Source organism: Corallococcus exercitus (assembly GCF_042231735.1).
Classification (GTDB): Bacteria; Myxococcota; Myxococcia; order Myxococcales; family Myxococcaceae; genus Corallococcus; species Corallococcus exercitus_B.
In genome coordinates this window covers 6,708,821-6,733,758 of record NZ_CP102577.1, presented here as the reverse complement: position 1 = coordinate 6,733,758, position 24,938 = coordinate 6,708,821, and the positions used below count along the sequence as shown (strand labels likewise).

At 70.3% G+C, this 24,938-nt stretch carries 29 protein-coding genes; 23 read left to right on the top strand and 6 right to left on the bottom strand.

Annotated features, from left to right (window positions below):
- The first annotated feature begins 10 nt into the window (after nt 1–10).
- Together NR792_RS26840 and NR792_RS26835 are read left to right on the top strand one after the other, a co-directional pair.
- Nucleotides 11–298: a monovalent cation/H+ antiporter complex subunit F gene (locus NR792_RS26840; protein WP_375755544.1), complete on the top strand. Its 288-nt coding sequence runs from the start codon at nt 11–13 to the stop codon at nt 296–298.
- Complete coding sequence (locus NR792_RS26835) at nt 295–648, top strand: cation:proton antiporter (RefSeq protein ID WP_375755543.1); 354 nt, start codon at nt 295–297, stop codon at nt 646–648. Before NR792_RS26840 ends, NR792_RS26835 begins: the two co-directional genes overlap by 4 nt.
- Here NR792_RS26835 and NR792_RS26830 read toward each other — a convergent pair whose 3' ends face one another.
- From NR792_RS26830 to NR792_RS26815, 4 genes are read right to left on the bottom strand one after another with little or no spacing between them, the layout of a single operon-like run.
- Nucleotides 649–1,119, bottom strand: coding sequence for a hypothetical protein (locus NR792_RS26830; protein ID WP_375755542.1), 471 nt, complete (start codon nt 1,117–1,119; stop codon nt 649–651).
- Nucleotides 1,120–1,122: 3 nt separating this feature from the next.
- Nucleotides 1,123–2,061 (bottom strand): proline dehydrogenase family protein, encoded by a 939-nt coding sequence (locus NR792_RS26825; protein ID WP_375755541.1) that lies wholly within the window; start codon nt 2,059–2,061, stop codon nt 1,123–1,125.
- Nucleotides 2,062–2,096: 35 nt separating this feature from the next.
- Nucleotides 2,097–2,981 carry an alpha/beta fold hydrolase gene (locus NR792_RS26820; protein WP_375755540.1) on the bottom strand — a complete coding sequence of 295 codons (885 nt, stop codon included), beginning with the start codon at nt 2,979–2,981 and terminating at the stop codon, nt 2,097–2,099.
- Nucleotides 2,974–3,696, bottom strand: a complete 723-nt coding sequence (locus NR792_RS26815; protein WP_375755539.1) for a lysophospholipid acyltransferase family protein — start codon at nt 3,694–3,696, stop codon at nt 2,974–2,976. The genes NR792_RS26820 and NR792_RS26815 overlap by 8 nt, the downstream gene beginning before the upstream one ends.
- 186 nt (nt 3,697–3,882) lie before the next feature.
- Between NR792_RS26815 and NR792_RS26810 the strand changes: the two genes are divergently transcribed.
- From NR792_RS26810 to NR792_RS26755, 12 genes are all read left to right on the top strand, one after another.
- The gene (locus NR792_RS26810; protein ID WP_375755538.1) at nt 3,883–4,380 is read left to right on the top strand and encodes a hemerythrin domain-containing protein; all 498 of its coding nucleotides are present in this window, start codon (nt 3,883–3,885) and stop codon (nt 4,378–4,380) included.
- A gap of 180 nt (nt 4,381–4,560) precedes the next feature.
- On the top strand, nt 4,561–5,085 hold the full coding sequence (locus tag NR792_RS26805; RefSeq protein ID WP_375755537.1) for a cell wall protein: 525 nt from the start codon (nt 4,561–4,563) through the stop codon (nt 5,083–5,085).
- 130 nt (nt 5,086–5,215) lie between these two features.
- Complete coding sequence (locus NR792_RS26800) at nt 5,216–6,079, top strand: tryptophan 2,3-dioxygenase (RefSeq protein WP_375755536.1); 864 nt, start codon at nt 5,216–5,218, stop codon at nt 6,077–6,079.
- 122 nt (nt 6,080–6,201) lie between these two features.
- Complete coding sequence (locus NR792_RS26795; protein ID WP_375755535.1) at nt 6,202–6,378, top strand: hypothetical protein; 177 nt, start codon at nt 6,202–6,204, stop codon at nt 6,376–6,378.
- Nucleotides 6,379–6,504: 126 nt separating this feature from the next.
- Entirely contained in the window at nt 6,505–7,065 is a 561-nt protein-coding gene (locus tag NR792_RS26790) for a Uma2 family endonuclease (protein WP_375755534.1), read from the top strand.
- 13 nt (nt 7,066–7,078) lie between these two features.
- Entirely contained in the window at nt 7,079–8,209 is a 1,131-nt protein-coding gene (locus tag NR792_RS26785; protein ID WP_375755533.1) for a hypothetical protein, read from the top strand.
- Between the two features lie 71 nt (nt 8,210–8,280).
- On the top strand, nt 8,281–9,741 hold the full coding sequence (locus NR792_RS26780; protein WP_375755532.1) for a response regulator: 1,461 nt from the start codon (nt 8,281–8,283) through the stop codon (nt 9,739–9,741).
- Nucleotides 9,742–9,761: 20 nt separating this feature from the next.
- On the top strand, nt 9,762–10,181 hold the full coding sequence (locus NR792_RS26775; RefSeq protein WP_375755531.1) for a type II secretion system protein GspG: 420 nt from the start codon (nt 9,762–9,764) through the stop codon (nt 10,179–10,181).
- 150 nt (nt 10,182–10,331) lie between these two features.
- Nucleotides 10,332–11,690, top strand: a complete 1,359-nt coding sequence (locus tag NR792_RS26770) for a universal stress protein (protein ID WP_375755530.1) — start codon at nt 10,332–10,334, stop codon at nt 11,688–11,690.
- A gap of 140 nt (nt 11,691–11,830) precedes the next feature.
- Nucleotides 11,831–12,412, top strand: a complete 582-nt coding sequence (locus NR792_RS26765) for a sigma 54-interacting transcriptional regulator (RefSeq protein ID WP_375755529.1) — start codon at nt 11,831–11,833, stop codon at nt 12,410–12,412.
- Between the two features lie 222 nt (nt 12,413–12,634).
- Nucleotides 12,635–13,090 (top strand): hypothetical protein, encoded by a 456-nt coding sequence (locus NR792_RS26760; protein WP_375755528.1) that lies wholly within the window; start codon nt 12,635–12,637, stop codon nt 13,088–13,090.
- A gap of 131 nt (nt 13,091–13,221) precedes the next feature.
- Nucleotides 13,222–13,638 (top strand): hypothetical protein, encoded by a 417-nt coding sequence (locus tag NR792_RS26755; RefSeq protein WP_375755527.1) that lies wholly within the window; start codon nt 13,222–13,224, stop codon nt 13,636–13,638.
- A 252-nt stretch (nt 13,639–13,890) separates the two neighbouring features.
- Here the strand turns inward: NR792_RS26755 and NR792_RS26750 are convergent, their stop codons facing one another.
- The gene (locus NR792_RS26750; RefSeq protein WP_375755526.1) at nt 13,891–14,475 is read right to left on the bottom strand and encodes an SCO family protein; all 585 of its coding nucleotides are present in this window, start codon (nt 14,473–14,475) and stop codon (nt 13,891–13,893) included.
- A gap of 232 nt (nt 14,476–14,707) precedes the next feature.
- Between NR792_RS26750 and NR792_RS26745 the strand changes: the two genes are divergently transcribed.
- Genes NR792_RS26745 through NR792_RS26735 form a run of 3 tightly spaced genes read left to right on the top strand, consistent with a single transcriptional unit; the run spans nt 14,708 to nt 17,672 of the window.
- Nucleotides 14,708–15,106 (top strand): hypothetical protein, encoded by a 399-nt coding sequence (locus NR792_RS26745; protein ID WP_375755525.1) that lies wholly within the window; start codon nt 14,708–14,710, stop codon nt 15,104–15,106.
- Nucleotides 15,106–15,942, top strand: coding sequence for a cytochrome c oxidase subunit II (locus tag NR792_RS26740; RefSeq protein WP_375755524.1), 837 nt, complete (start codon nt 15,106–15,108; stop codon nt 15,940–15,942). Before NR792_RS26745 ends, NR792_RS26740 begins: the two co-directional genes overlap by 1 nt.
- On the top strand, nt 15,939–17,672 hold the full coding sequence (locus tag NR792_RS26735) for a cbb3-type cytochrome c oxidase subunit I (RefSeq protein WP_375755523.1): 1,734 nt from the start codon (nt 15,939–15,941) through the stop codon (nt 17,670–17,672). Before NR792_RS26740 ends, NR792_RS26735 begins: the two co-directional genes overlap by 4 nt.
- Here NR792_RS26735 and NR792_RS26730 read toward each other — a convergent pair.
- On the bottom strand, nt 17,669–19,186 hold the full coding sequence (locus tag NR792_RS26730; RefSeq protein WP_375755522.1) for a glycosyltransferase 87 family protein: 1,518 nt from the start codon (nt 19,184–19,186) through the stop codon (nt 17,669–17,671). The two genes, NR792_RS26735 and NR792_RS26730, sit on opposite strands and share 4 nt — an antisense overlap.
- Before the next feature lie 72 nt (nt 19,187–19,258).
- Here NR792_RS26730 and NR792_RS26725 point away from each other — a divergent pair, with 72 nt between their 5' ends.
- From NR792_RS26725 to NR792_RS26700, 6 genes are all read left to right on the top strand, one after another.
- Entirely contained in the window at nt 19,259–20,125 is an 867-nt protein-coding gene (locus NR792_RS26725; protein WP_375755521.1) for a hypothetical protein, read from the top strand.
- An 80-nt stretch (nt 20,126–20,205) separates the two neighbouring features.
- The gene (locus NR792_RS26720) at nt 20,206–20,790 is read left to right on the top strand and encodes a hypothetical protein (protein WP_375755520.1); all 585 of its coding nucleotides are present in this window, start codon (nt 20,206–20,208) and stop codon (nt 20,788–20,790) included.
- On the top strand, nt 20,787–21,779 hold the full coding sequence (locus NR792_RS26715) for a c-type cytochrome (RefSeq protein WP_375755519.1): 993 nt from the start codon (nt 20,787–20,789) through the stop codon (nt 21,777–21,779). The genes NR792_RS26720 and NR792_RS26715 overlap by 4 nt, the downstream gene beginning before the upstream one ends.
- Nucleotides 21,780–21,882: 103 nt before the next feature.
- Nucleotides 21,883–22,995: a LysM peptidoglycan-binding domain-containing protein gene (locus tag NR792_RS26710; RefSeq protein ID WP_375755518.1), complete on the top strand. Its 1,113-nt coding sequence runs from the start codon at nt 21,883–21,885 to the stop codon at nt 22,993–22,995.
- A 130-nt stretch (nt 22,996–23,125) separates the two neighbouring features.
- Complete coding sequence (locus NR792_RS26705) at nt 23,126–24,331, top strand: AAA family ATPase (protein ID WP_375761698.1); 1,206 nt, start codon at nt 23,126–23,128, stop codon at nt 24,329–24,331.
- On the top strand, nt 24,328–24,894 hold the full coding sequence (locus NR792_RS26700; protein ID WP_375755517.1) for a hypothetical protein: 567 nt from the start codon (nt 24,328–24,330) through the stop codon (nt 24,892–24,894). The genes NR792_RS26705 and NR792_RS26700 overlap by 4 nt, the downstream gene beginning before the upstream one ends.
- Nucleotides 24,895–24,938: the final 44 nt, after the last annotated feature.

Sequence of the window (24,938 nt, the reverse complement as noted above, 5' to 3'; positions counted from 1 at the left end):
GGCGGGCGCGATGCACGAGACCTTCTTCACCCTGGCCATCGTGTGGATGGTGGGCCTGCTGGGCGCGCTGGTGCTGCTGGCCTCGCGCCAGCGCTCCGCCGCGGACGTGCTCATGTCCGTGGACACCCTGGGCCTGGCCATCTGCGCGGTGCTGGGCCTGTACGGCGCCACGCGCGGCGAGGCCGGCTACCTGGACGCGGCCCTGGTGCTGGCCCTGCTCTCCTACGTGCAGACCGTGGCCGGCGCCCGCTACCTGCACCACGGCCGCGCCTTCCACGACGAGGAGGACCGCCGATGATGGCCGCCCTCCTGCAGTGGGTGTCCGGCGGCCTGGTGGCGCTGGGCCTGCTCCTCATCACCTGCGCCGTCATCGGCATGTACCGCCTGCCCTCGGTGCTCACGCGCGTGCACGCCGCGGGCGCGGTCCCCTTCGGCGGAGCGCTGGTCATCATCGGCGCCACGCTGGCGACGGGGGAGGGCTGGCTGCTGCTCCGGGGGCTGCTCGTCGCCGCGTTCCTGATGCTCACCATCCCCAGCTCCGCCCACGCCATCGCCTGGCTGGCGGAGGGGCGGCCGGAGCAGGCCCACGAGAAGGCCCGGCGCGGACGCGGCAAGCAGGACCGCGCGCCGGAGCCCCCCGGCGGTTGATCACCCGCCCGCGGGCGCTTCCTCCTTTACCAGTTGGCGCATCGTCGCCTCGGTGACGACCCCGAACACCGCCGTCTGCGCGAAGAGCCAGACGTGCTCCGCGCGCGACCAGGTGTTCGCGAGCGCCGTCGCCTTGAAGACGGGGAAGGCCATCCGCTCGAACGCCAGCACCCCCAGGCCCAGGAGGACGCCGCTGCTCACCAGGGGCCACTTCGACATGCGCATCCGCACCAGCCCCCAGCCCATCCCCAGCAGGGGGCCATAGCCCGCGCGCAGCGCGAAGGCCCAGCGCGCCGCCTCGTGCCGCGACATCCTCCGGCGGAACAGCCGGCTCAGCACCTGCCGGGCGATGTGGCGCGCGGCGTAGGGGGGCGGATGGCCCAGCGAGGCATTGCGCACGCTGACCAGCACTCCCAGGGCACCGGTGCCCACGGCCCCGGCGACATACGCGGCGGCGTAGGGGTTCCTCATGGCCTATCCCTTCATCAGGTTGCGCATCACGAACCACAGGTTGGCGGGACGCTCCGCCAGCCGTCGCATGAAATACGGATACCAGTGCTTCCCATACGGGACATAGACACGCACCGGATGGCCTTCCTTCGCCAGCCGCTCCTGCAGGTCGCGCCGGATGCCATACAGCATCTGGAATTCAAAGGCGCCCTTGGGCAGATGCTGGCGCGCGGCGTACTCCAGCGTGGCGTCAATCATCCGCTCATCATGCGTGGCGATGCCGTGATACACGCCGCTGTCCAACAGGATGCGCATGCAGCGCACGAAGTTCGCGTCCACGTCCTTCTTGTCCGGGAAGGCCACGTCGGGACCCTCCAGGTAGGCCCCCTTGCACAGCCGGATGCGGACGCGCTCGGCGCACAGGGCCCTCGCGTCCTCCTCCGTGCGCCGCAGGTAGCTCTGGAGCACCGCCCCCACGTGCGACTCGCCGAACTCCGAGTGCAGGTCCCGCACGATGTCCAGGGTCACCTGCGTGACGGCGCTCTCCTCCATGTCCACGCGCACGAAGGAGTCCCGCGCCGCCGCGTCCGCCACCACCGCGCGCGCGTTCTGCAGCGCCAGGTTCCGGTCGAACAACAGGCCGCACTGCGTGAGCTTCAGCGACACGTTGGCCTTCACGCCCACCTGGTCGATGCGCGCCAGCAGCCGCAGGTAATGCCGCACCTCGTCGCGCGTCTCCTGGGGGGAGCGCACCGCCTCGTTGAGGTGGTCGAAGCTGGCCGTCAGTCCCTTCGCCGTGAGGGCACGGACCGCGTCCACCGCCTCCTCCAGCGTCTCCCCCGCGATGAAGCGCGACGCCAGCTCGCGAAAGGGTTTGAGCCGCGTGGCCACGTCCTTGAGGTTGGACTGGCGCGACAGGAACAACAGCGCGGAGCGGGACAGCTGGTCGGCGGCGGTCGTCATACGGATGTTCCCCCGACGATAGAGATAATGCCTGCTCAGTCAGGGTGCCGCGAGAGGAAGTCGGACACGCGCGCGTTGAACGCTTCCGGGTGGCTCATGTACGGCAGGTGACTGGCCGCCTCCAGGAACTCCAGCCGGGCACCCGGCACGTGCGCCGCCACGTCACGCGCGGCCTCCGGCGGCACCAGCAGGTCGCGTCCGCCCTCGATGATGAGCGTGGGCACGCGCAGCTCCCGCAGCCGGTGCAGGAAGTCCGCGGCCAGGATGTCGCGCAGCCGCCGCATCAGCTCCAGCGACGACAGGCGCCGGGCCTCGCGGACGATCTCCGCGCGCGCCTCCGGCGGCAGCCACCGGCCGCCCAGCACGCGGGCCACCGTGGGCGCGAACACATACGCCAGCGGCCGGGGCGCGCGCACCAGCGTGGACAACGTCAACGCCAGCCGCCGCACCTTGCGCACGCTGGCCACCGGCGACACCAGCACCAGCGCCTTCACCCGCTGGGGGTGCTCCAACGCATACGCGATGGACACCAGGCTGCCATAGGAAGACCCCATCAACGCGAAGCGCTCCGGCAGCCGCGCCTCCGGGTGGTTGAGCACCGACAGGTTCCATTGCAGCGGCGTATGCGTCGCGGGCGTCTTCAGGGGCGGCGTCCACAACAGGAGGTTCCACGCCTGGGCCAGCGGCTCCATGGGCGCGAAGGACCGGCCACTGGCGCCCAGGCCCGGAAGACAGACCACCGTGCGCGATACATCCCTGTTGCCGTGGGGGAAGGTGAACAGCCGCACCGGCGTGCCCCGGACGGTGCGCTCCTCGCACTCCAGCTGCTCATACCCTTGCTGGATGTCTTCCACGTCCGGCACCAGCGGCGGCACGCGGGTGCGAGGCGAAGCGGCGGTGGTGGCGGCGGCGTCAAGCATGACAGGCCCTCAGGAGCAGGCGCCGGACGCTGGCGGCCACGCGGTCGCGGAAGGCCCGCACGCGCGACTCCGACGCACCCGACGGCGGCGGTTCATGGGGTTCACCCACGGCGAAGGTGAGCTGCACGGGCAGCGGGAGCGGGCCCAATCCCATCACCAGGGGCATGCGGTATTTGTCCTCCGCGGCCAGGCGCACGCACCAGCGGTCCTCGTCCGGAGGCCAGAAGAAGGTGTCATCCACTCCAAAACCCGCGAAGGGCACCACCGGCACCCCGGCCTGCATGGCCAGCCGCACGAAGCCCAGCGCGCGCTCCCATCTCAGGCGGTAGCGGCCCTGGCTGCGTTTGAAGGTCTCCCGCGCGCCGCCCGGATAACAGACGACGAGCTGTCCCTCCTGGAGCGAGCGCAGCGCGTTCTCCCGCGTCCCCTCCACGCCGCCCAGCCACGGCAACACCGTGCGCACGAGGGGAATCTTGAAGAACCCCCGCTCCGCGAGCCCCAGCGGATAGCGCCCCGTGGCCTGGTGCACGAGGTGGAAGAAGGCGGGGGTCTCGTATCCCCAGACACCGTGATTGCCCACGAGCAGCAGGGGGCCATTCCTGGGCAGGTGTTCAGCCCCCATCAGTCGGGCGCGGTGGTAGCGCGCGGACAGGGCGGCGCCTCGCTCCGCGAAACGGAAGACGGTCTGTCGGACGCTGGTGAGTGGGTTTTCCACGGTGGAGCAGAAGATGCAGCCGCCCCCGCGGGCCGGCACCCTGGCACCAGGCAGGCGGGCAGGGGCTCCACCGGCGCCGTCACCATGAAAGGGGCATGCACGCCAGCAGGCTGCCTTTCACTCCGGTGGTCCGGTGGGGAACGGGTGCGGTTGTCTGCCTCCAGGGGCGTGCCGATGCTTGAGGGCATGGCCGGCCCATTCGACATCCTCCTGCAGCAACACCGCGAGCTGGAGGCGCTGCTGGCGCGGCTGGCTTCGGAGACGGACGGGGAGGAGCTGGCGCAGGAACAGGAAGCCCTCTCCCGCCTCCTGCGCCTGCACTCCCGCCTGGAGGAGCGCTGCGTCCAGCCGCTGCTGACGCGCGTGGAGGGCCGCACCCGCGCCCGCGAGGAGGCCGAGGACCACCTCACCCTGCGCGAGCTGATGGAGGAATTGCAGGAGCTGACGCCTCGCGGCGTCGACTGGCAGGCGCGCCTCTTCACCCTGGAAGACCTGGTCGTGGCGCATGTGCAAGCCACGGAACACGGAGTGCTCCCACGCCTGTCCGTTTCCCTGGATGCGGGTGAATTGGACGAACTGGGACACGACCTCGCACTGACGTACGAGGAACTGCTGGAACGCTCGCAGCACCCCCCCGCCTCCAGTCGCGGAGCGTTGTTGGAACCCCTGCATTGGGATGCGTGAGAAGCGCCTGAAAGCGCCGCAGAGCCCCATTTCCCGGGCCTTTCTCACCTGCTGATACGCAGTGGCGTCACAACTTTTTATCGCTTCCTTCGACAATTGCCTTTCTGGAAGGTATTGGTAGTCCGGCGTGCCGGTTCACGCCAAGGCAATGCTCCCCCCTTAAACCGAGGATTGGTCGAAATGTCAGTTGACAAGGCGTTCCGCGAGATGATTCGCAACGAGATTGAAGTGCAGCTCAAGCCCCTGCGTGACGTGGTGTCTCGTCTGGAGTCTGGGACGGCGGACCTGGACGCGCTGCGCAGCGTGGCCGAGCGGCTGGCGCCCCTGGCCCAGGTGGTGGGCCCCCTCTTCGGCGCGAACGCGCCCGCGGCGGGCAAGGCCGGCCGTCGTCCCGTGGGTCGTCCGGCGGGCCGGGCCGCGGTGAGCGCGCCGGCGGCGGCGGCGGGTGGCAAGCGCCGGGGCCGCAAGCCGGCGGCGGCGGAGGGCGGCGCCCGCGAGTGCGCCATCCAGGGCTGCGGCAAGCCCAGCCGCACCAAGGGCTACTGCGCCGCGCACTACCAGAAGCTGCGCATGCTGGAGAAGACCAACCGCCGTCCCTCCCAGTGGTCTGACTACGCGGAGCCCAACAGCGTGGAGGACATCAAGCTGCCCCGTGGCCGCGCCGCCTCCAAGGCGCTCGCGGAAGCCGCTCAGAAGAACGCTTAAGCAGTTCAGTTGCCCCGGCCCGGGCAGAGGTGGTGGACCCGTTCTTCCGTCTGGAAGAGCGTGGCTGGATTGACCGCGCGGAGGATGTGCTTGCGCCGCGAGGGGGTTGGTGTGCATGAGTGCCCGGGCCATGAACAAACGCGACCTGGAGCCTGGAATCGTCACGGACCTCGCGGGCCGGACGACCTATGGTGATTACCTGCAGCTGGACCGGCTTCTGTCCGCGCAGGTGCCCCGTTCCCAGCCTCCCCATCACGACGAGTTGTTGTTCATCGTCCAGCATCAGACGAGCGAGCTGTGGATGAAGCTGCTCATCCATGAGCTGTCCGCCTGCATCCGGTACATCCAGGCGGACCGGCTGGAGCCGTCGTTCAAGATCTTCGCGCGCGTCGCCCAAATCCAGCGGATGCTCTTCGAACAGTGGAGCGTGCTGGAGACGCTCACGCCCAACGAGTACCTGGAGTTCCGCGACACGCTGGGCCACGCGTCCGGCTTCCAGAGCTTCCAGTACCGGGCGCTGGAGTTCCTGCTGGGCAACAAGGACGAGGCCGCGCTGGGGCCCTTCAAGCACGTGCCGGGCGTGCACGCGGAGCTGGAGCGCCTGCTGGAGTCGCCGGGCGTCTACGACGAATTCCTGCGCCACCTGTCGCGCATGGGCCACGACATTCCCAAGAGCCACGTGGAGCGCGACTGGCGTCAGCCGTATGAGAAGAGCCCCCAGGTGATGGAGGTGTTCCGCCGCATCTACTCGGACACCGAGAAGCACTGGGATGCGTATGAGATGTGCGAGAAGCTGGTGGACACCGAGGAGCGGTTCCAGCTCTGGCGCTACCGGCACATGATGACGGTGATGCGCATCATCGGCTTCAAGCAGGGCACGGGCGGCTCGTCGGGCGTGGGCTTCCTGCGCAAGGCGCTGGACCTGCGCTTCTTCCCGGAGCTGTGGGACGTGCGCACGTCGCTGGCGCCGCCCCCAAAGCCCCGGGGCGCCTGAAATACCCCGTGCCGCTCGTGCCCCCGCATGCTTCGCGGGCCGGCAGGAGCGGGGTGCCAGCCGGGGCTCGGGCTCCCTAGCTTGGGAGAGGTCAAACCCTCTCAACGCGCGAAGGAGCCGCCATGGGTGAGCACGAAAGCCCCCGGAAGGAACCGCAGCTTCCGGAAGACGAACAGAAGCAGAAGCGCCAGGCGGGGGACCGCCCCATTCCCACCCCCGGGCATATTGGCAATCTGCCAGATAATGGCCCGGGCCCGGGAGGCATTGGCATCAAGCTGCCGGAGGGCGGCGGCGACTGAGTGAAACATCCTGGAATGTCTCAGGGCCGAGGGCCTTCCGGGGCTCCCGGCCGCCGGGGTACACGTGTCAGACGGGCATGAGAGTGTCCGGGCATGTCCCTACCTGCTAGGTTCTTCGTCCCAGAGATGACCCGAAAGCCCGCCACCTACGCCGACCTGGAAGCGCTCCCGCCGAACAAGGTGGGGGAGATCGTCAACGGGGAGCTGTACGCGAGCCCCCGGCCGGCGACGCCGCATGCCTCCGCGGCATTCGAGCTGGGCGGAGAGCTTCGCAATCCCTTTGGCCGAGGACGAGGGGGGCCTGGGGGGTGGATCTTCCTGTTCGAACCGGAGCTGCACCTGGGCAAGGACGTCCTGGTGCCGGACCTCGCGGGTTGGCTCCGGGAGCGGGTGCCCAAGCTGCCCGACGTCGTGGGCATCACGATGGTTCCGGATTGGCTGTGCGAGGTGCTGTCCCCCTCCACGTCACGGCTGGACCGGTTCCGGAAGCTGCCCATCTACGCCCGTGAAGGGGTCCGGCACGTCTGGTTGGTGGACCCGCTCCAGTACACGCTGGAGGTCTTCCGGCTGGAAGGCTCGCACTACCTCCTGGTGGGGACCCATCAGGACGCGGAGACCGTCCACGCGGAGCCATTCGAGGCCCTGGCGCTGGAACTTCGCGTCTTGTGGGAGGACATCGCGGAGTAGGCTTGCCCGCACCATGTCCGCGCCCGCCGAAGTGACGCTGCTCTTCGAACAGGCCCACATCCTCTGCTACCGCACGTTCGACATCGCGGAGGAGATCGACCTGGAGCGCGCGCGCAAGGCGCTGACGGAGGACTCGCGCCGCTTGAAGCTGTCGCGCGAGAACAGCCAGTACATCCAGCTGCCCAACCCGCCCGTGGCCTATGAGCTGGGCCGCAGGCCGCTGGCCCTGCGCGGCGGCCCCGTCACGGTGGACGCCACCGCGCGCCTGTTCGACCACGGCGCCGCGTCCATCATCCTGCGCGTCCCCGTCACGCCCGGCACCACCTGGGAGGCCCTCACCCAGGTCGCCGACGAGCTCTATGACAGCCAGGCCCTGGACGACCTGGCGCAAGAGCTGGTGGAGGGCGTGCGCCGCACCATCTCCGCCGCCGTGCAGGGGCCGCACCTCTGGGACCAGAGCGAGAGCTACACCGTCATCTTCGCCGAGCGCATCCAGGGCAACCCCTCCGCGGAGGAGCTGTTCCAGCGCGCGGACATCGCGCGGCTGCTGTTGGGGGAGAGCACCACCGCGCCGCTGGCCCCGCGCGAGCGCGAGGCCGTCACCCAGGTGCGCTTCAGCTACACCGCGCACGACCTGGTCGTCGTGGACTGGAACAGCGCGTTCGTCTACGAGCCGTCCGGCTCGCGCGACATCCCGGACCTCTTGGAGATCGCCAACGCGCAGCTCTTGGAGTTCCGCTACTACGACGAGCGGCTGGACGAGCACATCGCGCGCATCCACGACGAGGTGCAGGCGCGCAAGCCCGGCTGGCTCACGCTGTTCCGCAGCCCGTACCGCAGCCTCGCGCGCGAGACGCTGGGCACGCTCGTGGACCTCAACGAGTTCGTGGAGCGGGTGGAGAACAGCCTGAAAATCATTGGCGACTTCTACCTGGCCAAGGTCTACGAGGGCGCCGTGCGCCGCCTGCGCATCCCCGCGTGGCAGGCCTCCGTCACGCGCAAGCAGCAGCTGCTGGCGCAGACGTATGGCCTGCTCAAGGGCGAGGTGGACATCGACCGCTCGCACATCCTGGAGGTGATGATCGTCGCGTTGATCATCCTGGAGATCGTCCTCGCCTTTGGCCGGGTGTTCCAGCCTGGGTGAGCCCTGCCCCCTGGGGTGGGCTGGGCCGGGGCCCGGGGTTTGCGCTACGGTGAGCGAATGGAGGTTGCCGCGTGAGTGCCTCGAATCCCCTCTTCGGTGACCTGTTGCTCAAGCTGGGCGTCGTCACGCCGGGGCAGGTGCAGGAGGCGCTCGCGCTGCAGGCCCTCACCGGCCAGCGCGTGGGCGAAGCGCTCATCTCCCTGGGCTACGTGTCGCGCGAGCAGATCCAGGACGCGCTGGGAGAGGCCCTGGGCCTGAACCACGAGAAGGGGCCCGCGCAGCCGCCGCTGGGGGAGCTGCTGGTGGGGCTCAAGTACGTGACGCTCGCGCAGCTGGATGAAGCCCTGGCGCGGCAGCGGCGCGACGGGCGGCGGCTGGGGGAAATCCTCGTCGAGCAGGGCCACTGCACGTACAAGCAGATCTACGAAGCCCTGGGCGTGCAGAACCGCATCGTGGGCCGGCAGGACCTGCCGCGTCCCGCGACGGAAGGCCGGCGCCGCGTGGTGGTGGTGGACGACAGCCCCCTGGCGTGCGCGTTCGTGCAGGAGGGGCTGGTGGCGCTGGGCTACGAGGTCCTCTGCTTCCAGGACCCGTACGAGGCGCTGGAGGGCATGGGGCGGCTGCAGCCGGCCATCGTGCTGAGCGACCTGGAGATGCCGGGGCTGGACGGCGTGGAGCTGTGCCGGCGGCTGAAGGAGGGCCCGCGCAGCGCCATCCCCGTCATCATGCTCACCGCGAACGACCGCGAGGCGGAGCGCGTGCGCGGCCTGCGCGCGGGCGCGGACGACTACGTGAACAAGTCCGCGTCCATGGACGAGCTGGCGGCGCGCATCGAGAGCGTGGTGCGCCGCACGGGCGAGACGGAGCGCATGCGCAAGCTGTTCGCGCGCTACACGTCCGACGCGGTGGTGGAGGAGATCCTCAAGAGCGCGGACGCGGCGGTGCTCGCCGGCGAGAAGCGCGAGGTGACGGTGCTGTTCGCGGACATCCGCAACTTCACCGGGCTGGCGGAGAGCCTTCCCCCCGAGCAGGTGGTGGCGGTGCTCAACCAGGTGCTGGGCCGGCTGTCGGACGCGGTGCTCACCTGCGGCGGCACGCTGGACAAGTTCCTGGGCGACGGGCTGATGGCCGTCTTCGGGGCGCCGGTGGGCCGCCCGGATGACGCGCTCCGGGGCCTCCAGTGCGCGAAGATGATGATGGAGGCCGTGGCGGAGCTGCGCGCCATCGCGGAGGCCGAGTGGGTGGCCCACGGCCGCGAGGGCCGGCCCCTGGTGCTGGAACTGGGCGTGGGGCTGAACTCGGGCGTGGTGGTGTCCGGGAACATCGGCAGCGCGCTGAGGGCCGAGTACACCTGCATTGGCGACGCGGTGAACGTGGCCGCGCGGCTGTGCGCGCTGGCCGGGCCGGGGGAGATCCTGGTGGGCGAGCGCACCCGCGAGCTGGTGGACGCGAATGAGACCGCCTTCGAGGACCTGCCGCCGGTGCGCTTGAAGGGCAAGCAGCAGCCGGTGCCGCTTTACCGCGCGCTCTGACGCGCTAGGGTGGGCGGGCCATGGCCGCCACCTCCTCTCCGTCCGCCGCCCCCGACAAGTCCCGCCGCTCGCCGCTGCCCTGGGTGGCGGTGGTGTTCGGGCTGGCGCTCGTCGTGGCCCTGGTGCTCACCGCCTTCCGCCGCCGCGACCCCGAGCAGACCCAGCAGATCCACGCCGACTTCACCGTCATCCTGGGCGCGCTGGAGCGCTACCAGTCCGACCACGGGGGGAAGCTGCCGGAGGAGGGCAACCTGGACGACATGCTGGTGCCCAGGTACCTCAACGCCGTGCCCCGGGACCCCTGGGGCCGGCCGTACCAGTACGCGAGCAGCGCGCAGGGCGTGTTCCTCTCCTCCTTCGGCCGGGAGAACCAGCGCGGCGGCGCGGGGGAGAACCAGGACCACACCAACCACGACGGGCACCAGCAGCTGTTGCGCTAGGGCTCCGCCAGGGCCCTGGGCGCCGGGACGCCCCGCCCTGGGGGGCAGGCAGGCCGGCGTGGAGGGCGTCCCGCCACCGCGTGGCCGGCGTGCGCATCCTTCTCGGCGGGGGAGGCTCCAGCGGGCATTGCCTCCCCGGGGGGCCCCGCCATGGCCATCATCTGCGCAACGAACCTGTCCGCCGACGCCGCGCACGCGGCCACCGTCGCGGCGACCCTCGCCGGCCGGCTGGGAGAGCCCCTGCTGCTGCTGGGCGTGGACGATGAAGTCCCCGACGCGGAGGCCCCGGACGCCCTGTCCTCGGCGGAGGGCGGGCTGGCCGCGGAGGCCGCGCGCCTGAGGGCGCTCACGGGCATGGTGGAGCCGCGCATGTCGCGGGGCGCCTCCGTGGAGACGCTGCTGGGGGAGGAGGAGTGCCGCGGCGCCCGGCTGGTGGTGGTGGCCGCGGCGGGCTGGCGCACGTCCCCCTGGCGCAAGACGTCCCTGGCGGAGCGCCTGGCCCGCCACGGCTGCGCCCCGGTGCTGGCGGTGCGCCGGGACACGGCGCTGCTGGACTGGGCCCGGGGACGGCGCCGGCTGCTGGTGATGGTGGGGGTGGACCCCCGCTCCTCCACCTCCGACGCGGCCATCTCCTTCCTGAGGGAGCTGCGGCGCGTGGGCGGGTGCGACGTGCTGGCCACGTACGTGTGCTCGCCGCTGGAGGAGCGCGAGCGGCTGGGTATCCACACCCCCGTGCACGTGGAGCGGCTGGACGCGCGGGAGCGCAACATGGAGGGGTTGGATCCGCTGGTGGAGCGCGTGCTGATGCGCGAGGTGCGCGAGCGCCTGGGCGACCTGGAGGGGGAGGGCCGCGTGGAGGTGGTGCTGGAGCCCGGCTATGGCCGCCCGGCGGACCACCTGCTGCACGTGGCCCACGGCCGGAGCGCGGAGCTGACGGTGGTGGGCATGCACCTGCGCGGCGGCGTGCAGCGGCTGTGGCACGGCTCCGTGTCGGAAGGGGTGCTGCGCCACGCGGAGCGCTCCGTGGCGTGCATCCCGCCCGGGGGGCGCGAGCCGCGCCGCCTCCCGCCGCCCAGGAGCGCCCTGGTGCCCGTGGACTTCACCGTCGCGTCCGTCCAGGCCATCTCGCAGGCGTGCTCGCTGGTGGGCCCGGGCGGCCGCGTGCACCTCTTGCACGTGCACCGGCTCCGGGGCCGCGAGCGGGGCCCCAAGGACGTCCTCGGCGTGCTGCCAGAGCCCGAAGGGGAGCGGGACGTCGTGCTCCAGCGGCTCTGGGCGCAGGTGCCCCGGGACGCCGTCGCGCAGGCGGTGCACTGGAGCGTGGAGGGCGTCAGCGGGGACGACGTGGCGGTCGCCATCTGCCAGGCCACGGAGCGCGAGGGCGTGGACCTGGTCTGCGTGGGCACCTCCGCGCGCCGCGAGGTCGTCCCGGACGTGCTGGAGGAGGCGGTGGCGCGCGAGCTGGTGCTGCGCTGCCGCAAGCCCGTGATGGTGGTGCCCTCGGCCTGACCCGGGAACAGGTGTCCAGTGCTCTGGCTTCTCATAAAACGGGTCCCTGTTTTTTTCCCGCAAGTAAGGGATTGAACAGGCAACCCGGGGGGGCGTTAGACTTTGGGAGGACCCGCTTTCCCAGAAGGGTAGGGCATCCCGTGGCTCTTCGCGGTTATCGAGAAGAGGACCTCGTCTCCAACCGTGCCTCGTTGATCATCCACGGAGGCACCGAGGACGAGCGCAGGGCCTGGGCGGAGGAAGCCGCGCGCAACTTCGGCGTCCCGCTCACGGAGGTGCGCCAGGCGCAGGAGCTGGCGGGAGCGCTGCGCCAGCCCAACGGCGTGCTGTTCATCGCGGACGTGGCGAAGCTGCCGCTGGACGCCCAGGGCCTCATCCTGCGCTGCCTCCAGATGCAGGAGGAGCGGCCCAAGGTGGTGGTGGGCGTCTCCGGCACCGCGATGGCCGCCCTCACCCGGGGCACGCTGCGCGAGGACCTGCACTACCGGCTGAACCAGGCGCAGGTGGACCTGCAGACGGACGGCCTGCGGGACGCGCTCAAGCGCCGCTGGGCGCAGCAGGCGGAGCAGCTGGCCGTGCGCGCCGCGGCGCTGAAGGCCGCCGAGGAGAAGGAGCGCGCCGCCGCCGCCGCCCGCCGCCCGGGCTCCGTCACCCGCATCCTCCCCAAGCGCAAGGCGCCGGCCTCCACCCGCAAGGGCGCGCCCCGCAACGCGGTCCGCTGAAAGAACGCCCGGGGGCCCCCGGGCCCCGGGCCGTGAACCCCTCCCCTTCAGGACGCCAGGCCGGACGCCTTTCCGGGCCCGGTCCGGGGAGGCGCGGGTCACGGCCGGCGAGGCGCCCCCGAGGGAGGCGGGGGCGGTCCGGGTGGGGGAATGGGTAGTACTGGAAAGATGGGCTAGAGTTGTTCCCCGCCGTCTTTCCTCTCCTCACCGGAGCGAAATCACATGTCCCAGCAAGCCCCTGGCAAGAAGCGTGGTCTGTCCCGTCCCGTGGAAGTCGTCCGCGCGGAGCTCCTCAAGGATCCCGAGACGAAGCGCATCGCGGATGCGGTGGGGATGAAGCTGGAGGACTACGTCGAGCTGGTGCTCGAGTACGCGCAGGACAAGGACAAGGAGCCCATGCTCAACGTCGTGTCCGACGAGGAGCTGAAGGCCAACGGCTTCCCGGTGCACACGGTGGAGGAGGTCGGCGAGTTCCTGGTGGCGGGCGCCAAGGGTGAGCTGCCCGGCCAGGGCAACCCGTTCGCCAAGTCGGAGTTCGAGGCCGGCAAGGGCGGCGGCGCCGCCGGCAAGCCCAGCCTGAACCCCACGGGCGAGGCCCCCAAGGCGCCCCAGGACGAGGCGAAGCGCCAGGAGCTGCTGGAGCAGATGAAGAAGGGCGGCGGCGGAACCCGCGGCTGAAGCCCGCCCGGAATCCCCGTGAAATAGATCGGAAATTCGGAGGAAACATTTTCCTCCCCCTTCCGAGAATCCTTTTGCAGCTTCACTTCGGCACACACTCTCCAAACCAGACTTAAGCAGGGGGTATCACCATGGGCGGCATCGGCAAGGTTGTCAGCAGCATCGCGAAGACGGTCAGCAATGTCGCCGGCGGCGTCGCGAACATCGCGGGCAAGGCGCTGAACTTCGTGCAGAACCCCGTGGGCGCCCTGGCCGGTGGCCTGAAGGGCATCGCGGGCGGCCTCCTGGACAAGCTCCCGTTCGGCCTGGGCAAGCTGGCCAAGCCGTTCGTGGACAAGTTCATCGACTCCGGCGCGGCGCTGCTCTCCAAGGGCCCCCTGGCCGGTCTGTCCCAGCTGACCAAGTTCGCCCCCACCGTGAAGTCCATCGCGGACATCGCGGGCGTCGTGAAGCAGGGCGCGGACAAGGTCGGCGCGCTGGCCTCCCAGCCCGCGCAGCAGAACGTGCAGAACCTGTTCGCCCACGCGCAGGCTGCGCTCATCAACTGAGCTCCCCGCTGAAGCTGGCGTGACTCAGGCACGAGGGCCAGTGCTCACCGAGAGGTGGGGCTGGCCCTTCGGCTTTGCGGGCCATGCCGCCGCGCCGGAGCCCAGAAAGCGCCCAGGGCCGGTCCCCGTCCGTCATGGGCGGGGCGCCGGCCCTTCGTGTTTCCGGTGGCCGCGCCGGGCCTGGGATGCCGGGTGGGGTGTGACCCGGCGGGGCGCACCCGGAGTGTGGGCGCGATCAGGAAGGGGGGCGGCTCAGCCCTCTTCGCGGGCGAGGCGGAAGGCGTCGGTCTCCAGCTTCTGGGTCGCCTCGGGGTCGGCGCTGTCGTAGTAGCCGCGGATCTCCCCGGTGCCGTCCACGAGCACGAAGTGGGTGCCGTGGAAGATGGAGAGCAGGTCGTCCTCGGCGGCGCCGGGCTCGCGGCCCATGCTGATCTTGAAGCCCTGGACGATGGTGTCCTTGAGGGTGGCGTAGTCGCCGGTGAGGAAGTTCCAGCGGGTGAAGTCCGCCTGGTACTTCTTCGCGTACTCGGTCAGCCGCTCCGGGGTGTCGTAGGCCGGATCCACGGAGAAGGACACCAGCTGGAGGTCCGTCCCCAGCTTCGCGGTGTGCTCCTGCACGCGCGCCATCTTCTGCGTGAAGACGGGGCAGACGGTGGGGCAGCGGGTGAAGATGAAGTTGGCGATGAACGGGTGGCCGCGGAGCTGCTTCAGTCCGAAGGGCTGCCCGTCCTGCCGCGTGAAGGTGAAGTCCGGCAGGGCGCCCAGCTTGGGCGGGGGCTGCGAGCGGCCCTTCACCAGGTCGTAACCCGCCGCCCCCATGAAACCGAGCGACGCCACGGCGATGCCTGCCCAGATCCAGGAGCGGCGGACGGGACGGGAGCGGGGAGCGGACGGGGAGGAGGGGGATTCGACGGACATGGTCGGCACGTACGGCATCGGCGGGGGGCGCACAAGCGCCGGGCACGCCGGGGTAGGGGCTGGCCGCATGCGAGGCATGAGGGAGAGTGGCCGCTCCGGGACGCACGGGGGGCGCCTTGAGGGGACGTTGGGTGCGTGCTAGCCCGGAGGCATGCCCCATGCCCTCTTCCAGCCCCAGGGTGGACGCGCTTCGCCGGGCGGGTGGGGAGGCGTCCGGGCGCTGGCGCGGCGCCTGGCCTCCAGGCGCCAGGACGGACTCGGGCTGCGGTTTGGCCCCCGGCTCGGGCTGTGGCTCGGCTCGCGGCCAGGACTCGGTTTCCGGTGCGGGCTCGGGCCATGGCTCGGGCTGCTCGGGGCGCTGTCGCCAGCGGTGGCGCTGGCGTGCCCCTCGTGCACGGCCCGGGCGCCGGAGTCTCCGGGCGGGGCGGGAGAGCTGCTGCTGGCGCTGATGCTGGTGCCCTTCGCGCTGGTGGGCGTGGGGCTCTGGGCGGCCCGGCGGGCAGGGCGGGAGGAGCGGGCTTCGGCCCCCGTGGAACAGGAGCACCCGTGATGGCGGAGTCCCCTGCGTTGTCCCCCGCGTCCGCGAACGACGCCGCGCCCCCGGATGCGCAGGCACCCCTGGCGGTGCCGCCCGCGCGAGGCGCGTGGAGCCTGTCGCCGCCGGAGAACGCGAGCGCGACGGGCGACCGCATCGACGCGCTGCTGGCCACGAACCACGGCTTCGACCTCGCGCTGGCGGCGGTGATGCTCGGGTGGCTGTTGCTGGCGGTGGTGCGCTTCCGGGGCGCCCGGAAGGTGGCGCCGGACGGGGGCACGCGGCGCTCGAGGGCGTGGGTGCTGGGGCTGGCCCTGGGCGTGTTCGGCGTGGTGGACGGGACCCTGTTCCTGGGCTCCGAGCGCTACCTGCGCGAGGTGCTCTGGAACTTCCAGGTCCCCACCGAGGATCCGCGCACGGTGCGCATCCAGATCAACGCGCACCAGTGGTCATGGGAGGCGCGGTACGCGGGCGCCGACGGCGCGTTCGGCACGAAGGACGACGTCGTCACCTGGAACGACCTGCGCGTGCCGGCGGGCGTGCCCGTCTGGGTGCAGCTCGTCTCCACGGACGTGGTGCACGGGTTCTCACTGCCGGCCTTCCGCGTGAAGCTGGACGCCATCCCGGGCCGCGTGAACCAGACGTGGTTCCAGGCCGCGCGCGAGGGCGCGTGGGAGGCGGCCTGCTACCAGCACTGCGGCACCAGCCACTACCGGATGCGCGGCATGCTGACGGCGCTGTCCCCGGAGGCGTACGCGGCGTGGCTGCGCGAGGCGAGCTTGAAGGCGGTGCAGGCCTACGACCCGGATGACACGGCGGCCCACTGGGGCTGGGTGTGGAGGACGCCATGAAGGCGGGGGCGTTCTTGAAGTCGCTCTGGACGACGGACCCTCAGCGCGTGGCGCGGCAGTACCTGTGGGGCGGGTTCCTGTTCCTGCTGGTGGGCGGCCTGCTGGCCATGCTCATCCGCTTCCAGTGGGCCTGGCCGGGGCAGCCGGTGCCGGGGCTCGCGTGGGCGCTGCCCGAGTCGAAGGGCGCGCTGACGCCGCCCGCGTACACGGCCGTGTTCACGATGCACGGCCTCTTGATGATCTTCTTCGCGGTGACGCCGCTGCTCTTCGGGGCGCTGGGGCACTTCGTGCTGCCGCTGGCCATCGGGTCGAAGCAGATGGCGTTCCCCCGGCTGTCGCCGTTCGGCTTCTGGGCCTACGCGGTGGGCGGCGCGCTGATGCTGGTGTCGTTCGTCGTGCGGCTGGGGCCCGCGAGCGCGGGGTGGACGTCGTATCCGCCGCTGGCGACGCCCGCGTTCACGCCGGGGCTGGGGCAGACGCTGGTGACGGTGGCGGTGCTGTGCGTGGGCGTGTCCGCGTTCCTGTACGGGCTCAACTTCGTCGTCACGGTGGTGCGCTGCCGGGCGCCGGGGATGACGTGGGGGCGGCTGCCGCTGGTGGTGTGGGGGCTGTTCTACGGCGCGGTGCTCAACGTGCTGTTCGTGCCGGTGCTGGCGGCGGCCACGGGGCTGCTCTTGCTGGACCGGGTGGCGGGCACGCAGTTCTTCATCGCGGGCGCGGCGGCGGTGGGCGGGGGCGGCGACCCGGTGGTGTACCAGCACCTGTTCTGGCTGTTCGGCCACCCGGAGGTCTACATCCTCATCCTGCCCGCGTGGGGCATGGTGGGGGACTTCGTGGCCTTCTTCAGCCGCAAGCCCGCGCACGGCTACCGGCTCACTGCGGGGGCCATGGGCGCGGTGACGGCGCTGAGCGGCGCGGTGTACGCGCACCACCTGTTCACCAGCGGGATGGCGCCGGTGCTGGGGCGCACGTTCATGGTGCTGACGCTGCTGATTTCGCTGCCCGCGGAGGTGATGTTCCTCAACTGGCTGATGACGCTGTGGCGGGGCAGCGTGCGGCTCACGTCGCCGATGCTCGCGGCGCTGGCGACCATGGTTGTCTTCGGCCTGGGCGGCATCACGGGGCTGGCGCTGGGCGCGGTGGCGACGGACGTGCCGCTGCACGGGACCATGTGGGTGGTGGGCCACTTCCACCTGACGATGGGCGCGGCCAGCTTCCTCGCGGTGTTCGCGGGGCTCTACTTCTGGTTCCCGCGCATGTACGGACGCGCGCTGGATGAGCGGCTGGCGAAGGTGCACGTGCTCTTGAGCGCGGTGCTGTTCATCGCCGTCTTCGGGGGCCAGCTGGTGGCAGGCTACGCGGGGCAGCTGCGGCGGCTCTATGACCCGTACCAGTACACGTTCCTCGCGCACCTGCTCACGTTGAACCGGTGGACGAGCTGGGCCGCGTTCGCCCTGGGCGCGGTGCAGCTGGTGTTCGTGGTGAACCTGGTGCGGACGCTCGGCTGGGGCCGGGCCGCGGATCCGAATCCGTGGCGGGTGGGCACGCTGGAGTGGACGGACGTGGGGCCGGCTGGCGTGGTGCTGCGCGGGCCGCATGCGCTGTCGCAACCGGAAGTACAAGAGCAACTGGGCCGCGACTGGATTGGACAGGCGGAGCCGCTGCCCTCGAGCGAGCCGGTCGCGGAGCCGATAGCGCCGCCGGTGCCCGGGGTGGAGGGCGCCGTCTAGCGGTGCTCCCAGAGGTCCACGCCGCCGGTGTCACCCGTGGGGAAGCGGCGGACGAAGCGCTGCTTGAACCAGGGCCGGCTCTCCGGCGTGAGCTGCCAGGTGCCGCGCCAGCCGAGGATGACGAAGCGGCAGGAGTCCAGCATGACGCGCAGGGCCTGCTGGGCCTCGGGGGCGGAGAGGGCTTCGGCGGTGTCGTCGAAGCGGTCGCCGGCGCTCATGGCGTCCTGGAGCATGGTGGCGTAGCTGTCCACGATGGGGGTGGCCCCCATGGGGAGCCGGCCCGCCGCGAGCGCCCAGCCGGGCTCGAAGGAGAAGAGACACGCCTTCGCGGGCACGTCGGCGCGGAGGTACTTCGCGAGCGCCGTGACGTCCGGAGCCTGCTGCTGGCCACTCTGGAAGACGTGCCACGCACCGGGCAGGCACGCGGCGGCGAGGACGAGTGCGGCCACGGCCCGTGATGCGGCGCGGCCCCAGCGCACGCTGAAGGCGTGGAGCACGGAAGCGCCCAGGCCCGCGAGCACGGCCTCCGACGCGGCGAGGTGTGCGTTGTACTGGTTCCAGTAGGTCCGTGACGCGAGGAACAGGGCCACGCTGAGGAGGAACGCGCAGGCGAAGAAGCGGGCGGCGGGGCGGTGCTCCGGGGGAGCGCGGAAGGCGCGCACGCACGCGGTGCCCAGGCCCACGAGCGCGAGGAGCACTTCTCCCAGCCGGCGCTCGTGGAAGATGTCGCGCAGGCGCAGCCAGCGGTCCGGCTCACCGTCCGCGGGGCGCACGGCCTGGAAGGTGATGACGTCGCGGAGGAACTCGGAAGGGGCGAGCGCGGCCAGCGGGCCCACGACGATGGCGAACGTGGCGAACGCGACGAGCACGGGCAGGAGGGCGTGACGCCAGGACTCCCTTCCTGGACGGGCGAACAACGCGGCAACGAGCCACAGCCCACCGGGAATCTTCACGGAGACGGCGAGGCCCAGGAGCACGCCCGCGCCGATGCGGCGTGCTCGGGAGTGGGCGCCGGGGGCGAGCCAGAGGTTCGCGAAGCCCAGGCACAGGACGTTGAGCAGGGGTTCGAGGAAGGTGCCCCGTTCGACGAGGGCGGCCTCCGGATACGAGGCATAGGCGAGCGCGGCCACGCAGCCAGCGAGCGGCCCCCAGGCACGCCACGCGACGCGGCCCGCGAGGAACACGCACAGGGCGCCCACGGCGGCGGCGACGTAGCGCGTGACGCCATAGGCGGTGGCCGCATCAAGCCCCAGCGTGAGCGCGGCGCCGGGGGCCCAGAGCAGGAGGCCGCCGGGCGGGTGGACGAAGATGAAGTCGCGGTAGGGCAGGTCTCCGCGCAGCAGGAGCGACGCGGCGGAGAAGTAGACGCCCTCGTCGTAGTCCATGGGGTAGCCCATGGGCCCGGCGCGATGGAAGAACGCGAGCGCGCGCAGCACCCAGGCCCCCAGCGCCACGATGAGCAGCGGCCAGACGTCTGAACCGGGGGGCGTGATTCTCGAAGAGGCTGGAGACATCGGTGCTGGCGGGCCAGGAGCGGAATGTGGGAAGAGCGCAGGCTACCCGACCTGAATCGAGAGGAGCATGCCATGTCGACTCCAGCAGCGATCGCTGTGTACACGTCGGGCTCGGGGGTCCCCGAGCACGTCTCCGAGCGGCCCTGGCGTGGGGTCGAACACTTCCGGAATGGCTCCCCGACGGGCCTCGGGCAACACCTCCTGAATCGCGTGCAGCAGGTGAAGGGTGATTTGCAGGCCGTGGTGCGCGAGCTCATCGATGAGGCGCCCTGGGGCTGGACCAACTGCATGCCGCAGCCCGGGCCCACGGCGGTCGAACGCCACACCGAGGAGGACCCCGGGCCTCGGGTCGCACCGGACGAGACCGGGCTTGTGGCCTACATCTACGTCTTCGACCTGGAGGCGCGTCGGCTCGACATGTTCTCGACGTATGTCGGGGACGACGGCAAACGGCTCAGCTCCGTGCGCTTTTCGCCCACGGGCACGTCCGACCTGCCGGCGCTCGACCTCCTGCCTGAAGAGGCTGTCATCGAACCACCCCTTCCCGGAGAAGAGCTCTCACCCCAGGCGCTGCAGGACTGGCTCAAGGGCCTGCCTGCGATGGAACGAGGCTCCACGTTCATTGACTGGGTGGAAACCGAGGAGTGTCCGGACCGCTCTCTCTCGATCAAGTTCCGGCTGGTCGCCTTTGAAGATGACGGTGACGGTGACGTGCTCACGCGCGTGGAGGAACAGGACTGGAATGCCGTGCCCTCCTCCGCACGACTGGAGCCAGAGCGCGTCCGGAACTTCATCGAGGCGCTCGTCGAGGTGGTGCGTGAGGATTCGAGGCTGCTCGATTCTTTTTGGATTGCCGAGCAGGACTCCCTGCGTCGTTCCGGGGCAAGGCAGCGTGAGAGCTTCGCGAGGATCCTGAGGGCGCAGGCGGCCCGAGACTGAGAGTCGTAGACCGGGAGACGGGGGGCCGCCCGGCTTCCTGGTGCTTTCCGCCGGGCCCAGGCATGCGAGAGTCCTGCCCCGTGAGCACGAACGACCCTGCGGGGACGCTGGCCTCCCCGTCCCCCCAGCGCGACGAAGGGAACCTCTGGTTCGGAGTCGTCATCGCGCATGCCGCGGCCGCGATGCTCTTCTGCGCGGTGGCCTTCACCGCGGGCTTCTACCGGCTGCGAGGCTTCTTTCCTCCCGCGTCCGCGCGTCCCGGCTACCTCGTTCCCGCGCTGGCCGGCGGGCTCCTCGTCATCGGGGCCGTGCTGCTGCACGCCGTGCTCCGGCGTGGCGTGGATCCGCGTCGGATCCGGCTCCCGCTGCTGGGGGTGCTGGGCGCCGGGGCGGGATTCCTCGCGACGCAGGCGGCGTGGTTGCACGTGCTGTTCTGGTACCGCGACCTGCGCATCCCCGACAGCGGCGTCTTCGCCTCCGCGCTGTATGGCCTGTCGGCGGTGCAGGCCGCGCACCTGGCGGTCGTGCTCGTGGGATTGCTTCGCGCGGGGCTCCGCGTCCTGCGCGGCCTGGAGGCTCGCGCTCCGCTGCGGCGGGCCCTGCCTGGCTGGTGGTGTTCGACGGTGATGTACGGCGTCCTCTTCGCGGTGGTGTACCTCCCATGAAGCCCACTTCCTCGCTCCGCATCCTCGCCGTGCTCGCGCTGGGGGCGCTTGCTCCCGCGTGCCGCAAGGACACGCCCACCTTCGAGCCCCTGAAGCTCGCGGACGGCACCGTCATCCCGGCCGCGACGCTGTCGCGTGGATACGACGTCTACACGCACTACTGCGCGTCCTGTCACGGCGAGAAGGGCGACGGTCAGGGCCCGGCGGGCTCCGGCATGCGTCCCCCGCCGCGCAACTTCCGCCAGGGCCTCTACAAGTTCGGCGGCGTGGCCGCGGGCGAGCTGCCCACCGACGACGCGCTGAAGCGCACCCTGCGCCGGGGCTTGCACGGCACGCCCATGTTCGCGTGGGACGTGCCCCCGGCGGACGTGGACGCCGTGGTGCAGTACCTCAAGACCTTCAGCCCGCGCTGGACGCAGGAGTCCCCCGGCGCGGCCATCGCCCTGTCCGACGACCCGTGGAAGGGCCGTGAAGCCGAGGCCGTGGAGCGCGGCCGCACCGTCTACCACGTGGCCGGCAAGGGCAACGCGGGCTGCGCCAGCTGCCACGTCGCGTACCTGCCTCGTGCGGAGCTCGCCGCGCTGATGGAGAGCGTCTCCGGACGCAAGGTGAACCTGGCGAACGCGGATCCGTACACCGCGCTGCCTCGCGATTCGGACTACTCGCTCACCGTGGACGTGAAGGGCGAAGCCACGCAGCTCGCGAAGGTGCTGCCGCCCGACTTCCTCTTCCATCGCCTGCGCACCGTGTGGCCCCAGGGCACGCGCGTGGAAGGCCAGCCGTACACCGCGCAGGCCCAGCGCGAGGACCTCTACCGCGTCATGGCCGCGGGCGTCGGCGGCGCCGCCATGCCTTCGTGGAAGGGCGCCATCCCGGAGGAGAACCTCTGGGCGCTCGCGTACTACGTGCAGAGCCTCGTCGTGATGCACGACACCTCCGTGGCTCGCGACCTCCAGCAACGGCTGCGTGACTCGAAGGCACAGGAATAACGGATAGATTTAGCAACCTGAAAAGTAGGTCTTCCTGGGAAACTAATTCCCAGCCATCGCGAAAATCCGGGCACTGATTCCCTCTTTTCCCGGAGTTTTATTCGTGACGACCTATTCCGTTCGCAGCGGCGACACGTTGAGCGGCCTCGCGCAGCGCTTCAACACGTCGGTGGGTTCGCTCCAGAAGACGAACCGCATCGCGAACGCGAACCTCATCCGGGTGGGCCAGCGGCTGACGGTGCCGGATGGGTTCCAGGCGGCGCCGTCGAAGGCGGGCAGCTACACGGTGCGCAGCGGCGACACGCTGAGCGGCATCGCGGGGCGGCACGGCACGACGGTGGGGGCGCTGGCGAAGGCGAACCACATCGCCAACCCGAACAAGATCTACGTGGGCCAGCGGCTCACGATTCCGGGCGCGGGTGGAGGTGCGGCGCCGGTGACGTCGAAGCCGCCGTCCTCCGGGGGCGCCTCGTACACGGTGCGCAGCGGGGACACGCTGAGCGGCATCGCGGGCCGGTACGGCACGACGGTGGGGGCGTTGCAGCAGGCGAACCACATCGCGAACCCGAACAAGATCTACGTCGGGCAGAAGCTCACGATTCCGGGCCGCACCGGGGGCACGGGCGGGACGTCGAAGCCGCCTCCGTCCACGGGAGGCGTGGACGGGACGCCGGGCACGTCGGGCGGCAAGGGTGGGGTGACGGCGGCGCAGTTGCGGCGGATCATGCCGAACCTGTCGCAGGCGAAGGCGGAGCAGTACCTGCCGCACCTGAACAAGGCGATGGCGGAGGCGAACATCAACACGCCCCGGCGCAAGGAGATGTTCCTGGCGCAGCTGGCGCATGAGAGCGGCGAGCTGCGCTACATGGAGGAGATCGCCTCTGGCGCGGCGTACGAGGGCCGCAAGGACCTGGGCAACACGCAGCCGGGCGACGGCAAGCGCTACAAGGGCCGAGGCCCCATCCAGCTCACGGGCCGCGCGAACTACCGAGCGGCGGGCAAGGCACTGGGCATCGACCTGGAAGGGCATCCGGAGCGTGCGAAGGATCCGGACGTCGCGTTCCGCATCGCGGGTTGGTACTGGCAGTCGCGCAACCTGAACAGCTACGCGGACGCGGGCAACTTCCGCGAGGTCACCCGCCGCATCAACGGCGGCTACAACGGCCTCGCGAGCCGCGAGATGTACTACCGCCGCGCCCAGGACGTGCTGGGCTGAGAACCTGTCCGACTGTCGGACAGGTTTGGGGACCCTGGGCCTTCGGGCTCGGGGTCCTTCGTCGTTTCTGGAGGACGCTTGGAGGGGATGAGCGTTCGCGCGCCGGGGGGCGTGAAGTAGGGTGGTGGTGATGCTGGAATCCATCCACCTCAAGAACTTCAAGAGCTTCGCGGACGCGGAAGTGAAGCTCGCGCCGTTGACGGTGCTCGTGGGAGCGAACGGCTCCGGCAAGAGCAACCTGCTGGATGCGTTGAGGCTGGTTCAGCGGCTGGAACTGGGATGGACGCTGACCGAAGCCCTCCAGGGCAAGCGTAAGGCGGGGCGTGAAATCGCTCCCGCGCTACGCGGCGGAAGCATGGGCCTTGCGCGTTCGGCAAATGCGCTCGTGGAACTGACGCTTCGCTGGACTTGGGGATCCGAGCCACTGACCCACGGTATGGGCATCGAGGTCCGGGGAGAGCCCACGTTTCGCTGGGAGCGGCTGAGCCTGTCCGACCCGCCCCGCATTATTGTCGAGGCAGTGCCAGTCAATGTGCTGGCGCTCTTCAAGATGAAGGACCAGGTGGCATCGCAGGAGAGCCCTTCGGGGAAACAGGTGATTACGGTTTCGGTCCCCAATGAGGCCCACAGAAGTGTCTTTCAAAGCGCAGTGAGTCGCTTGGACCAGATGTACGTCGGCCCCGTGCTTCGAACGCTGGAGCACTCCCTCTTCCTGGAGGTGGCCCCATCACGAATGCGCGGCTACTCCCCTCAGCAGGACATCGAGCTGGGCGCAGAAGGGGAGAACATCTCGTCAGTCCTTTGGTCTCTCTGCCAGCGTGATCCCGACACGCGGCAGGAATGGGTCGATTGGCTGTCCGAGCTGTGCGGCCCGGAGATCGTCGGGCTCGACTTCAGTCGAACCGAACTCGGGGACGTGATGCTCGTCCTCGTGGAACGGGATGGAACGCGGACCCCTGCGCGAAGCCTGTCGGATGGCACGTTGCGCTTCCTGGGAACACTGGTTGCATTGCGGACCGTGCGGAAGGGGAGCCTCGTGATTCTGGAAGAGCCCGAGACAGGACTTCATCCGCAGCGCATTCACCTGCTCATCGAGTTCCTGGAGTCGCTCATCCGTGAGCGTGGGGTCCAGGTCATCCTGACCACGCATTCGCCACAGGTGCTTATGGCGCTCTCTCCTGAAGCATTGAAGAGCACCGTGCTCTGCGCTCGTGCTCCAGAACAGGAGGGCACCGTGCTGCGTCGCTTGGGTGATCTCCCGCACTTCGAGGAGGTGTCGCAGCGCTCCAACATCGAGCATCTGTTCACCACGGGCTGGCTGGAGCGCGCATTGTGAAAGTCCTCGTCATTCCCGAGGACCCCACGCGCGACCAGTACATCCTCAAGCCCATCGTCGAGAAGCTCTTCGAGGACCTGGGGCGCAAGGCTCGCATCGAGGTCCTCAAGGATCCGCACCTCCGTGGCACTTCTGAAGCGCTCGACAAGAAGATGATCGAGAGCATCGTCGCGGAGAACCCGATGGCGAACCTGTTCCTCCTGATGGTCGATCGCGACGGAGATCGGTTGGGCAATTCGCATCAAGCAAGGGGCCGTGAAGCGGATCATCCGCACCGGCTCATCGCCTGCCTCGCCATCGAAGAGGTCGAGGTGTGGATGCTCGCACTTCATCGTGAAGCGCTCGGTGCTTCATGGTCGGAAGTCCGCGCGCACCATGACCCCAAGGAGCAGTATGCGGACCCCTTCCTGCGTCAGCAGGGATGGCTGATGCAGGTCGGGAGTGGCCGCAAACGTGCGATGCAGGGACTGGGAACCCAGTGGCAGGCCCTGCTGTCGGTCTGCCCGGAGCTGAAGGACCTCCGTGACCGGCTGCGAGCCTGGCTGGATCGCACTCCCAGCTGAATGCGTCCGCGCAAGAGGATCCCCGGTCCGAAAGGCGGATCCTC